This is a genomic window from Acinetobacter sp. YH12063, assembly GCF_013419715.1.
Taxonomy (GTDB): Bacteria; Pseudomonadota; Gammaproteobacteria; order Pseudomonadales; family Moraxellaceae; genus Acinetobacter; species Acinetobacter amyesii.
The window spans coordinates 63,620-78,382 of record NZ_VOZO01000011.1; the positions used below are offsets into that span (position 1 = coordinate 63,620).

The window sequence follows — 14,763 nt, forward strand, 5'->3', positions numbered from 1 at the left end:
ATGGGCATCCGCATTACGGGTACAGGTCTTTATCATCCAGAAGACGTAATTACTAACGAAGAGTTAGTTGAAGCTTTAAATGCTTATGTGGAACAGTACAACAGTGATAATGCTGAAAAAATTGAAGCCGGTGAGCTAGAAGCGCGCCGTGGTTCAAGTGCAGAATTTATCGAAAAAGCATCTGGCGTGAAAGCACGTTATGTTGCTGAAAAAAGCGGTATTTTAGATCCAAAACGTTTACGCCCAGTGCTACATGAACGTCCAAATGATGAAATTTCGCTACAAGCGGAATGGGGCGTAGCTGCTGCAAAGCAAGCGATGGAAAATGCAGGCGTGACTGCTGAAGACATCGATGTTGTGATCTTGTCATGCTCTAACATTCAACGTGCATATCCAGCCGTTTCAATTGAAATTCAAACTGCGTTGGGTATTCAGGGTTATGCCTATGACATGAACGTTGCATGTTCAGCTGCAACTTTTGGTATCAAGCAAGCCTATGACGCGATCAAATCAGGCGCTCGTCGCGTGTTATTGGTGAACGTTGAGATCACATCTGGTCATACAGATTTCCGTATGCGTGACTGTCACTTCATCTTTGGTGACGTTGCAACGGCTTCGATCATTGAAGAAACTGAAACCAAAGCTGGTTTTGAAGTGTTGGATATTGACCTGTTTACTCAGTTCTCAAACAACATTCGTAACAACTTCGGTTACTTAAATATGAGTGAAGTCGATGCTGACATCGACAACAACCGTTTCCGTCAAGACGGTCGTAAAGTATTTAAAGAAGTGTGTCCATTAGTGGCGAAAATGATCACTAAGCAATTGGATGACAATAAAATTGCGGCAACAGATGTAAAACGCTTCTGGTTACACCAAGCAAATGCCAGCATGAATGAATTGATTCTGAAACTGGTTGTGGGTAAAGAACATGCTCAGCCAGACCTTGTTCCAATCATTCTTGATGAATTTGCCAATACTTCATCAGCAGGTGTCATTATTGCATTGCACCGTACTGCGAATGAAGTAAACCATGGCGAATATGGTGTGCTTTGCTCATTTGGTGCAGGCTACTCAGTAGGTTCTGTACTTGTTCAAAAACATGATGCTGCCTAAGGTCAGCACATATGCAGGTTGAACATGATGCAAAATGGATAAAGCGTTTAAGCGCTTTATCCCGCATGTATTTCACGCCGACCTTTTTTGGCGCTGAATATATTGATGCATCAAAACCTGCAATGTATGTAGGGAATCATACAATTTACGGTGTACTCGATTCACCGTTGATTATTGATTATCTCTACAATGAACATAAAGTGGCTGTGGTCAGTATCGCTGATCATAGCCATTTTTATTTGCCCGGTTGGCGTGGCATGGTCAAAAAGTTCGGTGCAGTCCAAGGCATTCAGGACTATGTCAGAACAGTGATGCAACAAGGTTATTCCATTTTAGTTTTTCCCGGTGGTGGTCGAGAGGTTTTGAAGCGAAAAGGCGAAGCCTATCAACTGATTTGGAAGCAACGTTATGGCTTTTTAAAACTGGCGCAAGAATTTAATTATGATATCGTGCCTTTTGCCGCTTTAGGTGGAGATGAAGTCTTTGAACTGGGTTTTGATGCCAGTGTGATTGTTGAACATCGTTGGTTTAAACAACTATTAAAAATACAAAAAATCGATAAATTATTACGTCATGGTGATGTGATTCCGTCTTTACCCAAGCGTATTATCCCCAAGCGCATTCCATTCTATTTTCAATTTTTACCCCGTCAAAGTTTGAGTCATATTCAGAGTGTGGAGGATTTAAAGCTCTATCGAGAGGCACTACAACAAGATATTTACAATGCGATAGAACAGCTTAAGAAAATCCGTTCAGAACAATATTCTACAGATCAATAATAGTGACTACTCTTCAACTTCATTCATTTTTATTCGTCACAGCTCAAAATTATGGTGAATTTTGTCACAACAATAGCTTTTAGATTTTTTTATTGAACGCCTTTGTATTGACCTTTTGTACAGCTATTCGGCTGATTAATGGCAGTAGTCGGAGCATTAAACTTTGACTATAGTGAAGGTTGAAAAATAATCAACGATCGTTAGGGCGGAAGATGGAAAAGAAAAGCTTGACCCCGCAGCTTGAGCATATTGCTCGGCAACTTATTCGAATATCTCCAAGTTTAAAGCAGTTGTATCAAGAGCAAATGGATCTTGCTACAGCACTCAATTCACAAAATATCTTTAAAATTGAACAAGAGCAGCACCGCATTCAACTGTGTAATGGACTGTGGACCTTACAGCTACAAAGTCGTGAATCGATTGGCTATCAGTTTCCTAGAAGTCCATTTAGACCCATCAAAATTGCTGAATTGCATACGACAGTGCCATGTATTGAAGTAGTAGAAGATTTCTTATTTCATGAATTGTATTTTTTTACTGGCGACCTAAAGCCGCAACATTCACTCTTGCTCAGAGAAAAAGCACAGCAATTTAGACAATTGATCTTACAGTCGATTTTTCAACATCTAAATGGGCCAGCGCGTGTTCAGCAGTTTTTAGCACAGATGACAGCAGTTGAAGCGCAAATTTTTGATCAGCTGATGCAAGAGCAGCAGATTTATCAGACACCGCTATTACAAACGTATATCGAATGCCAAATCTGTCTACCACATTGGTTGATGCAAAAGATTGAGCAGATGTTTGCGCTTCATTCACTTACAGAAGCTGAAATATTGCCGATACAGCTCTTGATGGATAGTTTGGACGAGATTTGTTTTGCTACAGCACAATTTTTAGATCCAACGATTTACCGGATCATGAGTTTGAGTTATGAAGATCGGTTCAATTTACAAGAATTAAATGAACATATAGAAGATATTATTTTGTTGCTCGACCATGCATATGAGCGTCCCAATTTGTTGGGTTTTATTCGTTTGATGCATCGGGATGTTTGGGCAGAGCAGGACATATTAAGCCATAGCAATTTTGTGCAAGTCACAGCAATTTGGCAAAAAAAATGTGGAAAACTCCCTTTACTCGACAACAACCGTGCAGTGCGATGGATGTTCAAGCAGTCAGCCGAAGTATTGGATTGGCTGAGTCGTAATTTTCAACACAGTAATGTACGAGTGGCTGTGACGGCATTAAGTTTTGTCGATACGCAGCATATTCATCCTGCATTGATTCTTGCAACCCTACAACATTTTCAATTTGTTGCAGCGCGCTTATTTATTCAAAATTGCCATACGATTGCGCATGAACATGATTGGTTTAATCATGAAAAAAATCTGCAGTTTGTTTTACAGCGAAAATATCAGCAGCATGATGACCATCGTGTAGTGATCAGCCCATCGATTTTGTATTTAGATGAGTGGTTGATCTTAATGCGACAGGTATTAGGCGCGGAGGATCAGGCCATAAAAAAAGTCTATCTACCTTTGAGCCGTATTATGCAGGCCTATCTGCAGCATTTATTACGTTGTACGCAGCATTTACCGCAGGCTTTGATGGATTTTATTCGTCCAGAAACCCAAGAAAATCGCCAATTTTTAAGTGTTTTACGACAACATAAAATTCAACTGCAGGATTTTCGAAATTTATTTTATTTAAAGCATGCCAATTTAAGAGTATCTGTATTTGATGCATATGTGCGTGACTATGTTAGTGCGACTTATTCTACAGGTCATACAGTCCCAAAAAATATTACCTGGAATGGAGTCTTTCATCAGGCGGTGCATTGGCATGCCAAGCAACAAAAGCAAGAAATGTTAACTCAATTAAAGCGTAAATTTGAGACAACAGTCTGGCAGCCATTTACAACAGAAGACAAAATATATTTTCAAGATTGGGTCTTTGAAGAATTAAAAACCATCGATCGAATTATTGATGAATCTATTCACTTTAAACATTGTTTGGCATCAAGTTATAGCGCCAGTATCATTGCAAGACTATATGTAGCTTTTCATATGTACCATCCCATTTTGCATGTATCGATGACTTTGGGCTGTCATGTGCAAAACCACATTTTGGTTTTTGATCAACTTGAGTATTCAAATAATACCCAAGCAGAAATAGAAAAAGTAAATATCGCCAAAGAATTTTTAAATAGGTTCAATAGCTTAAAGTAAGATTGGCGAAATACGGATTTAGTAAACTGTGTTGTGCGCTTAACTTTTGAGTCAAAAATCGTTAGGCTATAGCCGTTCTTTTACGGTATAGGTCTTATGAAACAAGAAACTGCACTCAAGCTGCTCAAAGCAGGCGAAAATGTGTTTTTAACAGGTTCGGCTGGTGCAGGGAAAACTTATACTTTAAATCAGTACATCAATTATCTAAAAGCGCGCAAAGTGCCGGTGGCAATTACGGCTTCTACAGGGATTGCTGCAACCCATATGAATGGCATGACAATTCATACATGGGCAGGGATTGGGATTAAAGATGCGATTTCCGAAGATGAGTTAAAGCGCTTAAAAGAACGTAAATATTTAAAAGAGCATTTGGAAAATGCCCAAGTTTTAATCATCGATGAAATTTCGATGTTGCATGCCAAGCAATTAAACTTGGTGAATAAAGTTTTAAAATTTTTTAAAGACAGTGAAGATGCTTTTGGGGGGATTCAAGTCATTGTTGCAGGTGACTTCTTCCAGTTACCCCCTGTGGGACGCAAAGGTGAATTAAACCGTGACAAGTTTTGCTTTATGTCTGAGGCATGGGTAGAAGCGAAGTTTCGCGTGTGTTATTTGACCGAACAACATCGTCAGGGTAATGACTATCTCAATGATATTCTAAATGCGATTCGTGCTCAGCAAATTACGGGCGATCATTTGCATGCTTTAAGGCAGACAAGTTCACAAAATATAGGTGAAACCTTTACGCGCTTGTATACCCATAATATGGATGTAGATAGTATTAACTATAAACATCTAAATGAAATTGAGCAAGAATCTCGCCAGTTTGATGCCCAATGTGATGGTAATGATAAACTGATCGAAACCTTAAAATCTTCAGTGCGTGCGCCGGAAACTTTGACCTTAAAGAAAAATGCCAAAGTGATGTTTGTAAAAAACAACTTTGACGTGGGCTATATCAATGGCAGCCTCGGTGAAGTGATAGGTTTTGAAGAAGATGATGAATATGGCATCTTGCCTAAAGTAAAACTCACTGATGGCATGACCTTGGTGGTAGAACCTGAAACATGGTCTGTCGATAATGATGATGGTAAAACCATTGCCAGTTTCCAACAAATTCCACTGCGTTTGGCCTGGGCGATCACCATTCACAAATCTCAAGGGATGACCCTTGCAGCGGCTGAAATTAACTTGACCCATACTTTTGAGAAAGGTCAGGGTTATGTGGCATTGTCGCGTTTAAAAACATTAGATGGTTTGCGTTTACTTGGTTTTAATGAACAAGCCTTAGAACTCGACAGTTTGGCGATTAAAGCCGATCGACGTTTTCAGGAACTCTCTGATGAAGCGGAAACTAATTTTGCAGAGGCTGATTTAACAGTACAACACAAAGCCTTTATTCGCCATTGTGGCGGAACACTGAATGAAGTGGAAATCGAGCGCAATGAAAAGAAAATTGCCAAAACTGGTGCGAAACAAAGTTTTGCCACAGCGACTTTAGATCAAACTCGTGAATTGTTTGAAGAAGGTTATGAAATTCAAGATATTGCAGTGGAGCGTGGCTTAACACCAGCCACCATTATTAACCATTTGGCTCGTCTGCAAAAAGAGCAAGGTTTAGATATCTCGGTGGCACATCCGGGAGAAGATGTGGTTGAGCAGGTGCGTAAAATCTATAAACGCTTGGCGAAGCGACAAGACCCAGCACATTATAATGATGACGGCACGGTTAAGCTGCGTCCAATTGTGGAGTTGACCAGTCCACGCATGGGTTATGACCAAGTTCGTTTGGCTTTATTATTTGTGGAATAATGGATATATGGTGCATACGAAAAATACTGATGAATAAAGTGTGGTTAATATCGTTCAATAGATTTAACAGTAGACTGTCTAAAGGATTCGTATTTTTCCTAAGCGATGGTTTACACTGTAGCAAGTTAATTTGCTAACGATTTGAATTATGACTTTTAGTGCATGGTATTCACTGCGTAAATTTGTCTATAACAATTTACATAATGATGATTATGAAACTAAATTTAGTCATTTTCTCAACTATGCTTTGATATTGCTGATTTTAGGTAATGCTGCTGCGGTTTTACTCGAATCGGTCAATGATATTTATTTGTCTTATCAAGTTTACTTTGATTTTTTTGAAAATTTTTCAATCATTGTATTTAGTGTTGAATACGTATTGAGGCTTTGGTCGATTGCAGATAAAGACCCATTTTACTCCGCTTGGCGTAATCGTTTGAATTGGGTAAAAAGTGGTGGCGCAATTATTGATTTATTGGCAATTTTACCTGCATATCTAAATTTCTTTGTCCATTTTGATTTGCGTTTTTTACGTATTTTACGATTACTGCGTTTATTGAAATTAACTCGATATTTTGTGTCATTGCAAATTTTGTTACGTGTCATTGAACGTGAAAAAGGTTCATTTCAAGCTGTTGTTTTTATTTTATTCATTATGATTATTATGGCTGCAGCTGGGGTGTATTTAGTTGAGAGTAAAGCCCAGCCAGAAGTCTTTAGCTCTATTCCTGCGTCCATGTGGTGGGCAGTTGTTACTTTAACGACGGTCGGTTATGGCGATGTAACACCGATTACCCCTGTTGGGCGGATATTAGGTGCAATGATTACGATATTGGGCGTTGGCTTGGCAGCATTGCCAGCAGGTATTTTAGCCAATGGTTTGGCACATGAATTGGAGCAACGCAAACAACAATTAGAACTCAGTTTTCGTGAGTTGATTCAAAATCGTGAAATTGATTTTGTACTTGAGCCTGAAAAAATAGAAGAAATTCGAAAAACAGTGGGTTTAACCCGTGAGCAAACACAGGATATTATTTGGCAATTGGTACGTGAGCAAAAAGAGGAATCATTAAAGCAGGAGCGTGAGCAGTATGCATATTGCCCGCATTGTGGAAAAAAATTACCTGATTTGTAATGTGAAAAAAAATTAGCTTAAAGATGATTCAGTAAAACTTGATGAAGTATATTCATGTGGATAAAAAATAGTTAAATAAAATTTATGATGAATATGATTCATAAATATCATGATATGATGAATATAATTTAAAAATACTGATTTTCAGCTCATTCAGTATGTCGTTTGTGGAACTCATTATGTTGGAATTACGCCATCTCAAAACATTATTGGCACTCAGAGAACATGGTTCTTTGGTCGCTGCATCTAATGATCTATGTTTAACGCCTTCTGCACTTTCACACCAGTTGAAAGAGCTAGATCATTGGTATGGGGTAGAGGTGGTGAACCGACGCACACGTCCTGTGACCTTTTCGAATGTTGGGCAACGTTTACTACGCCTTGCTGATGATATTTTGCCGCAAGTTCAAATTGCGCAATCGGACATTACACGTATTGTGCATGGTCAAACCGGCCGAATTATTTTTTCTTCTGAATGTCATAGTTGTTTTGATTGGCTGATGCCGTTATTGAATGTCTACCGTCAGCAATACCCAGATGTAGATTTGGACTTTGCCTCTGGCTTTGAAGCCAATCCGCATGAACTATTACAAACAGGTGAGTTTGATCTTCTGATTACGGCAGACCCAATCAATTTAAAAGGTGTGGAATATTTCCCTATCTTTGAATATGAGTCTCGTTTGGTACTGTCAAATACGCATCCATTGGTTCGTGCAACAAATGTGACTGTTCAAGAATTAGCAGAAGAAACGCTGATTACCTATCCGGTCGATAAACATCGTTTAGATATCATGGCGAAATTATTTTTACCGGCCAATATTCAGCCTAAACACGTCCGTACCACAGATTTGACCCAGATGCTGATTCAGTTGGTTGCAAGTGGTCGTGGTATCGCGGCATTACCTGATTGGGTGGTAAATGAATATGAACAAAAAGGTTGGGTGACCTCTCGACGCTTAGATTGTGTTTCACCTGAAGGTTTAAGACGGACTTTGTACGCCGGTTATCGTACCGAAGAGGCTGAAAAAAGCTACTTTGAAGGCTTCCTAAAACAGTTGGCGAAATTCTCACAAAAACGCAATCAATATTATTCCAACTAAGGGGGATCTATGATTCAGAGTCTTTTTGTATACGGGACATTACGTCTAGGTCAGCCCAATGCTAATGTGATGGAGCGCATAGGTGGTGTGTGGAAGAAAGGTGTGGTTTGGGGTGAATTAGAACATAAAGGCTGGGGTGCGGCTATGGGCAGTCCGGGCATTCGTTTATCGAAGGCAGGTCAAGCCATTGAAGGCTATGTTTTTATCTCTGAAAACTTAGCAGCTCATTGGGCTGCTTTAGATGAATTTGAAGGGGCTGAATACCAACGTGTGGCTGTTGATGTGCAATTGGAAGGCGGAGAATGGATGCAGAGTGAAATTTACGCCTTGAAATAATATAGAGGGGAGAGTCGTAAAATACGTGGGCCATCCATACATTATGACTTTCCCCGACCTTTGAAATATGTATCGATGATTCTGCTTGCTCTGTTGTTTCCTTGAGTGCATTTTCTTTCGAAGAGCAGTATTTGAAAGAGTTGTATCTAAAGTGCTTGAATGCACAGAAATCACTTTAAGATTGCTATACAAGTGGATGAATAATTTTTAGAATTGAGCTGTATCTCACACTGAAACCTGTTTGAGCTCAATCATGCCGAATACTATAGAACCCTCACCAACTCAACTCATGTCTGTGATTCAAACTCAGACAGCTATTGCGAAACTGGGTTTAGATCTAAATGCAGTGATGACCGTAGTGGCAGAACAGGCGCAGCAGATTACACATGCTAAAGGTGCAGTTGTAGAGTTGGCTGAAGATGGTGATATGGTCTATCGTGCAGTGTCTGGTGGGGCGAGTCATTTACTGGGTTTAAGACTTCATATTGAAAATAGTTTATCGGGTCTATGTATAGCGCAAAAACAAACACTGTATTGCCAAGATTCGGAAACAGATGCACGGGTAGATCGCGTGGCATGTCAACGTGTTGGATTGCGTTCGATGGCAGTAGTGCCATTGATTCATTGTGATGAAGGTGTCGGTGTTTTAAAGATTTACTCTGACCAAGTCGATGCCTTTCAGGAAGCCGATTTACATATATTGAGTTTGATGTCTGAGTTGATCGCTGCGGCGATGTACCATGCAACACGTTTCGGTGCGACAGAGTTATATAAATTGGCGACTCAAGATAGCTTAACAGGTTTAGCTAATCGGGCTTTGTTTGTCGACTTTTTACGCCAAGGGATAGAAAAAGCACGTGCGCAGAAAAAAGTGTTGGGTATCTTGATGATTGATATGGATGGTCTGAAGCCGATTAATGATCAGTTTGGACATCGCATTGGGGATGCTGCACTGAAAGAAATCGCGCAGCGCATTTTGCGTGAAACGCGTCAAGATGACTTGGTTGCACGCTTGGGCGGTGATGAATTTGCTGTGATTTTAACCAATATTGCCAACTTAGAGCGTGCGCAAACGGCGATGAATCGAATCGCAGAAAGTTGCGGACTGCCATTTGCATTCGAGCAAATGAGCTTGAAAATTGGTGCCAGTATTGGCATGGCTTTATTTCCAGAGGATGCCGAATCCATCGATCAATTGGTCGAAATGGCTGATTTGAAAATGTACGCCAATAAGCGTGAACGGAAACAAGTTAATATTGAATAACTCACTGCCTGAATATCTCACTGCTTAAATAATTCACTAATTGTTATGCAGGTGAATTCCTTCACTACTGTCATATTATCTAAAGTATCGCAAAACGTTTTGATGAAAACTTGTCCTGTCTCAAACAATTGCAGATGACATCACGGAATATTATTGTTTAATTTAAATCAAAGTGCGCTTAGCATGTGACGGTGCAAGATGATTAAATAATTGAAAAATCATCTAAGGTCATTTGTTTTTTGACTCAAAATAATATTTTGAATTGTTAAGCTGTGCGCTATTGCATGGCGAAAAGAGCATGACAATTCAATGAAAGGGATGTCAAAAGATTTATTCATTATTGCGGCAGGTTTTATTGCTGCAATGCACATCGGGAAACTACCGCCCGCGATACCTGTATTACAACAGCAACTCGGCATTAGCTTTATTCAGTCTGGTTTATTGCTCTCATTGGTACAGGGTGCAGGAATGTGCTTTGCATTGTTGATTGGTAGTTATATCCAAAAAATTGGATTTAAGCTGTGTATTTTATTGGGCTTAAGTTTATTGACGATAGCAAGTGCATGGGGGGGCTTTGCACAAAGCTTTGATGTCTTGTTGCTTCTACGTGTCATAGAAGGATTTGGCTTCTTATTGGTGACTCTCACAGGGCCTGCATTTATCCGTCAGCTAGTACCGCTACAACACATCAGCGCGAAGATGGGGCTGTGGAGTGCTTATATGGGCGGAGGTATGGGGATTGCCTTATTGGTCGCGCCATTTCTAATTGCTCAATATGGATGGAGCATAGTTTGGCTCAGTTTTGCTATGATCACTGCTGCATTACTGCTCTGTATCGCCATGTTTATTCCTCAGCCTAAAGCGGCGCTTAATACAACACCTGTTATTGGTCTCATTCGGGATACTCTTAAACATCCAGCAGCATGGCTTTTGGCGCTCATTTTTGGGACATATGCAGGGCAGTGGTTTGCATTGGTGGGATTCTTACCGATGATTTATGCACAAAACCAAATTTCAGCAGAACTGGCAGGTGCTTTAACAGCCAGCGTTGCCGTTGCCAATGCTGTGGGTACATGGGGGTGTGGACTGCTATTACAGCGTGGTTTTCAAGCTAAAACTTTAGTCCAACTGGGTTTTGCCGTCTTGATCATTTGCTCCTTAGGATTTTATCTCTTTAAAGACGCGTTACCGTTTTTATTGCAATATTTAACAGTGTTCAGTTTTTCGCTATTTGGTGGCTTAGTTGCTGCAACGGTCTTTGCGCAAGCACTGCATTTTGCACCTTATCCTGCGGCAATTAGTACGACGATCGGCATGATTTTACAATGTTCTGCCATTTCACAATTTGTTCTGCCTCCGGTGATTGCCACCGTAGTTTCACAGACTGGAGCGTGGTTTTGGGCGGGTATCTTGATGTCAGCGTTGTCATTCGTTGGAATCATGCTTAGTCGACGTTTATTTCAAATGCAGCATGGCTCAAATTAACATTTTGTTAAACCGCTATGTCAGCAACGGCCTTATTGCTTAATCCCAATCAGTAAAGACAAGATGCCTGCTGCAATGAGTGGGCCGACAGGTACACCGCGCAGCATCGCAACACCTGCGACTGTCCCAATCAACAGTCCAGCAACCACATCTGGCTGATTGGACATCAGTTTGACACCGCGACCGCCTAACCATGCGACAAAGACGCCAATGGCGATTGCGACGAGGGATTTCCAACTTAAAAAGGATTTTAAAATTGAATCGCCGGGTATTTTCCCGCTAGCGATCGGTGTGAGTACGCCAATGGTTAAAATAATAATGCCAATGTTTAAGCCATATTGTTGCAGATAGGGGAAAAATTCACTCAAAGGCGTGATGCGGAAAATAATCAAGACACCTGCTGCTATGGTGATCGCTGTATTGTGGCTAAAGATGCCACAAGCCAATAACACCAATAACACGATCAGATTTAAATCCAACTGAGACATAGGATATTCGTGAGAAACTTCAATAAATAATCAATAGTGTAGCGCAGAAACATTAAAAACTGGCGTTCAAGATCATTTCCGCTATTTTTCCTGCAAGTTGAGTCACTGTTCAGTATAAAATAGCAATATATGGTGTTTATTAGGTTGTTCTATGTTTTTGGAAAAAATGCTGCAATCACAAGGTTTTGGTTCGCGTAAATATTGCCAACAGTTGATAAAAAATGGTGCGGTCGAAATACACGGTGAGATTGTAGATAATCCAAAGCAAAAGCTGGACTTGAATGATTTAACTTACAGTGTGCATGGACAGGACTATACCTATCGTGAGCATGTTTATATCGCGTTAAATAAACCTCAAGGTTATGAATGTTCGCATCAGGCAACCCATCATTTTAGTGTTTTTGAATTATTTGATGATGTGCTGTTAAATCGTGGTCTGCAATGCGTCGGGCGACTGGATCAAGACACCACTGGACTGTTGCTGCTCACGGATGATGGTCAATATCTACAAGCGCTTACACACCCTAAAAAGCATGTTGCCAAAGTGTATTCGATGCATACCGCAGATCCTGTGACACCTGAGCAAATACAACAATTAGAACAAGGCGTGGAGCTTCGAAACGAAAAAGGCATCTTCGCTGCAACCGATGTACAGCTATTGGCTTCACATCAATTGCAAATGACTGTCCATCAAGGGGTATATCATCAAGTGAAGCGGATGTTGGCGGCTGTCGGCAATAAAGTTGAAACATTACATCGTGCTCAAATAGGACAATTAAAGCTTGAAGATATTGCTGGGGGTGAATGGATCTATTTGAATGCAGCGCAAATTGAACAATCGAAATTTCGTGAAAATCTAAATTCACAGTAATAGGTACAGGGCTTTGATACGTCATCATTTGAAGGATGAATGTGCGGTATTAAAGCCCTTTAATATGTCTGCTATCTACTGATCGAAAGATTCGTTTCTAATATGCGTTGATGATGTATTTTAATGCTGAGCAATGCATTAGCGAATAAAGTAATGATAAGTTTGAAATTCATCGTCTTTAATGAAGCCCATCGATTCATAGAGCTGATGTGAGTGATAGTTATTTTTTTGAGTTTCGAGGCTGATTCGAAGCGCGCCTTCATGTTGAGCAAAGAGAACCGCAGTATCGATCAATTGTTTGGCTGAACCTTGACGACGATATATAGGGCTGACATAGACATCATCTAAAATATAGTAGGTTGAACAAGCCACAGATGAAAAGCCCAAATATAGTAAGATAAACCCAGTAATCACATCATCTTTTAAGCAAATAAAAATTACGCTTTCATTATTTTCAAAACGTTGTCTTAGAAATTTATATGAAATATCAAGATTAGAAGAGGTGCCATAAAATTGGCGATATTCATCAAATAAAACAGCAAGTGGATGAAGGTCTGCTTCTGTTGCGCGTCGAACGATCATTTTTTTCTATACTCCATGCTATTTTTATCAGTCTTGCATGAAGCATATCGAATTTTCGAAATTGGTTGATTTATAAATTGTTTATAAATGCGACAGTGTTAAGTTTTGTCACCTTCACCCAAAATTGCATTGAGCTCTTCAAACAAGTCGAGATGATCATCATCTAATAATGGATCATTATTTAAAATTTCTAATTCAGCAGGGCTAATTTCAATGGTTGAAATAGCTTGGGCTTCTTGTTGTTTTAATTTACGTAACTTAATCAATTGTTCAATATTGATATTTTGGTTTTCAATAGAGAAGGGGATCGATTTGGTTAAAACAACTTGTTTAAAGAATAGTCGTACAGCCTGTGCAGGTGTAATGCCTAATTGTTTAAACACGGCAAAGGCCTGTTTCTTTTCCTGTGAATCGAGACGGATTTGGTAGACTTCAGTTTTTCTCATATTCTTAGAAAGCTTTTAAATACTTAACTTTTCGCATTTATTCTAATCAAAACTGTTATAAATTCAAGAAAGTTTGGCAGTATTTTATCAATTTAATGTAATGACAATCGATTTACAGTGTCAATTCATAGGCAGAACTGAATTGAAAAGCCTGGTCTGTCACAGGATCGATAAACTCAAGCTGTTTCGCAAGTAGTTGTAAAGGTTGGCTGAAATCGTCCTCTGCCTTATGTTGTACTACTGGATAAAAGGGATCATTTTGAATTGGAATGCCCAAAGCATTTAAATGTACACGAAGTTGGTGTTGCTTGCCGGTATGGGGCTTTAATTCATACTTTGCATGGTTTCCATGCTGCTGGAGGAGCTTAATGTATGTTTCACTATTTGGCTCACCATCTACCAGTTGCATTGTATAAAAAGGCTGACCTTTTTCCATACGATAGCGAGTTGTGATAGGGAAATTTAATTCATCTCGATAAGTTGCAATGGCATGATAGGTTTTTTGAACTTGCCGCTTGGCAAACATCTGTTGATATAGCCCACGGCTTTCGACACATTTGGAGAAGAGCACCACGCCGGCAGTTTCACGGTCTAAACGATGAATCGGCGTTAGCTGTTCAAGCTGCGTTTGTTTTTTGAGTCGAACCAACAAGGTTTCTTGTACATACTGACCGGTCGGACTCATGGTGAGAAAATGCGGTTTATCGACCACAATGAAATGATCATTTTCAAACAATATTTGATGTTCAAAGGGAACATGGATTTCATGCGCTAAGAATCGATAATAATAAACATGACGATTGGCTTCAAAAGGACTGTCTATCGTTAAAACGTCACCATTTGCGGCATAGACCAATCCATCTTTAAATCGTTGTTGCCACTCCACTGCTTGGATATGAGGAAATTGCTCACATAAATATGCGTAGACCGTTGAGGCTTGTGTGTGTTGACCGTCAAGGAAGACTTTGCTGGCACTAACACCATTGATCATTGGGGGAGTAAATTCAAAACTGTGCATGAAGAAAGATCTAAAAACTGAGCAAATAAAGCAGAGAACACATCATGAAAAATGCTCAATCTGTAGTGTGAACATATCCATTTTAGCCAGTGCGATGCTATCA

14 protein-coding genes are annotated in these 14,763 nt (G+C 39.8%); 10 read left to right on the forward strand and 4 right to left on the reverse strand.

The window, feature by feature from the left end; translation table 11 throughout:
• The 9 genes from FTU12_RS12555 (at position 1) to FTU12_RS12595 (ending at position 11,255) form a co-directional block, all read left to right on the forward strand.
• Complete coding sequence (locus FTU12_RS12555; protein ID WP_180026928.1) at positions 1–1,116, forward strand: beta-ketoacyl-ACP synthase III; 1,116 nt, start codon at positions 1–3, stop codon at positions 1,114–1,116.
• A gap of 11 nt (positions 1,117–1,127) precedes the next feature.
• The gene (locus FTU12_RS12560; protein ID WP_180108750.1) at positions 1,128–1,895 is read left to right on the forward strand and encodes a 1-acyl-sn-glycerol-3-phosphate acyltransferase; all 768 of its coding nucleotides are present in this window, start codon (positions 1,128–1,130) and stop codon (positions 1,893–1,895) included.
• A 212-nt stretch (positions 1,896–2,107) separates the two neighbouring features.
• Positions 2,108–4,123, forward strand: a complete 2,016-nt coding sequence (locus FTU12_RS12565; protein ID WP_180114508.1) for a hypothetical protein — start codon at positions 2,108–2,110, stop codon at positions 4,121–4,123.
• A 96-nt stretch (positions 4,124–4,219) separates the two neighbouring features.
• Entirely contained in the window at positions 4,220–5,935 is a 1,716-nt protein-coding gene (locus FTU12_RS12570) for an AAA family ATPase (protein WP_180114509.1), read from the forward strand.
• Positions 5,936–6,083: 148 nt separating this feature from the next.
• Entirely contained in the window at positions 6,084–7,070 is a 987-nt protein-coding gene (locus tag FTU12_RS12575; protein ID WP_180114510.1) for an ion transporter, read from the forward strand.
• Between the two features lie 179 nt (positions 7,071–7,249).
• Entirely contained in the window at positions 7,250–8,170 is a 921-nt protein-coding gene (locus FTU12_RS12580; protein WP_078189020.1) for a LysR family transcriptional regulator, read from the forward strand.
• Between the two features lie 12 nt (positions 8,171–8,182).
• Positions 8,183–8,506 (forward strand): gamma-glutamylcyclotransferase family protein, encoded by a 324-nt coding sequence (locus FTU12_RS12585; RefSeq protein ID WP_180059098.1) that lies wholly within the window; start codon positions 8,183–8,185, stop codon positions 8,504–8,506.
• Between the two features lie 253 nt (positions 8,507–8,759).
• The gene (locus FTU12_RS12590) at positions 8,760–9,770 is read left to right on the forward strand and encodes a sensor domain-containing diguanylate cyclase (RefSeq protein ID WP_180065242.1); all 1,011 of its coding nucleotides are present in this window, start codon (positions 8,760–8,762) and stop codon (positions 9,768–9,770) included.
• A 318-nt stretch (positions 9,771–10,088) separates the two neighbouring features.
• Positions 10,089–11,255, forward strand: coding sequence for a CynX/NimT family MFS transporter (locus FTU12_RS12595; RefSeq protein WP_257227318.1), 1,167 nt, complete (start codon positions 10,089–10,091; stop codon positions 11,253–11,255).
• A 32-nt stretch (positions 11,256–11,287) separates the two neighbouring features.
• Here the strand turns inward: FTU12_RS12595 and FTU12_RS12600 are convergent, their stop codons facing one another.
• On the reverse strand, positions 11,288–11,743 hold the full coding sequence (locus tag FTU12_RS12600) for a DUF441 domain-containing protein (RefSeq protein WP_180010292.1): 456 nt from the start codon (positions 11,741–11,743) through the stop codon (positions 11,288–11,290).
• Between the two features lie 151 nt (positions 11,744–11,894).
• Between FTU12_RS12600 and FTU12_RS12605 the strand changes: the two genes are divergently transcribed.
• Positions 11,895–12,614 carry a pseudouridine synthase gene (locus FTU12_RS12605; protein WP_180114512.1) on the forward strand — a complete coding sequence of 240 codons (720 nt, stop codon included), beginning with the start codon at positions 11,895–11,897 and terminating at the stop codon, positions 12,612–12,614.
• 138 nt (positions 12,615–12,752) lie between these two features.
• Here FTU12_RS12605 and FTU12_RS12610 read toward each other — a convergent pair whose 3' ends face one another.
• From FTU12_RS12610 to FTU12_RS12620, 3 genes are all read right to left on the reverse strand, one after another.
• Positions 12,753–13,196, reverse strand: a complete 444-nt coding sequence (locus FTU12_RS12610; protein ID WP_180063143.1) for a GNAT family N-acetyltransferase — start codon at positions 13,194–13,196, stop codon at positions 12,753–12,755.
• A gap of 98 nt (positions 13,197–13,294) precedes the next feature.
• Entirely contained in the window at positions 13,295–13,642 is a 348-nt protein-coding gene (locus tag FTU12_RS12615; protein ID WP_078193683.1) for a type II toxin-antitoxin system RelB/DinJ family antitoxin, read from the reverse strand.
• 112 nt (positions 13,643–13,754) lie between these two features.
• Positions 13,755–14,660 (reverse strand): pseudouridine synthase, encoded by a 906-nt coding sequence (locus FTU12_RS12620; protein WP_180114513.1) that lies wholly within the window; start codon positions 14,658–14,660, stop codon positions 13,755–13,757.
• Positions 14,661–14,763 lie beyond the last annotated feature (103 nt).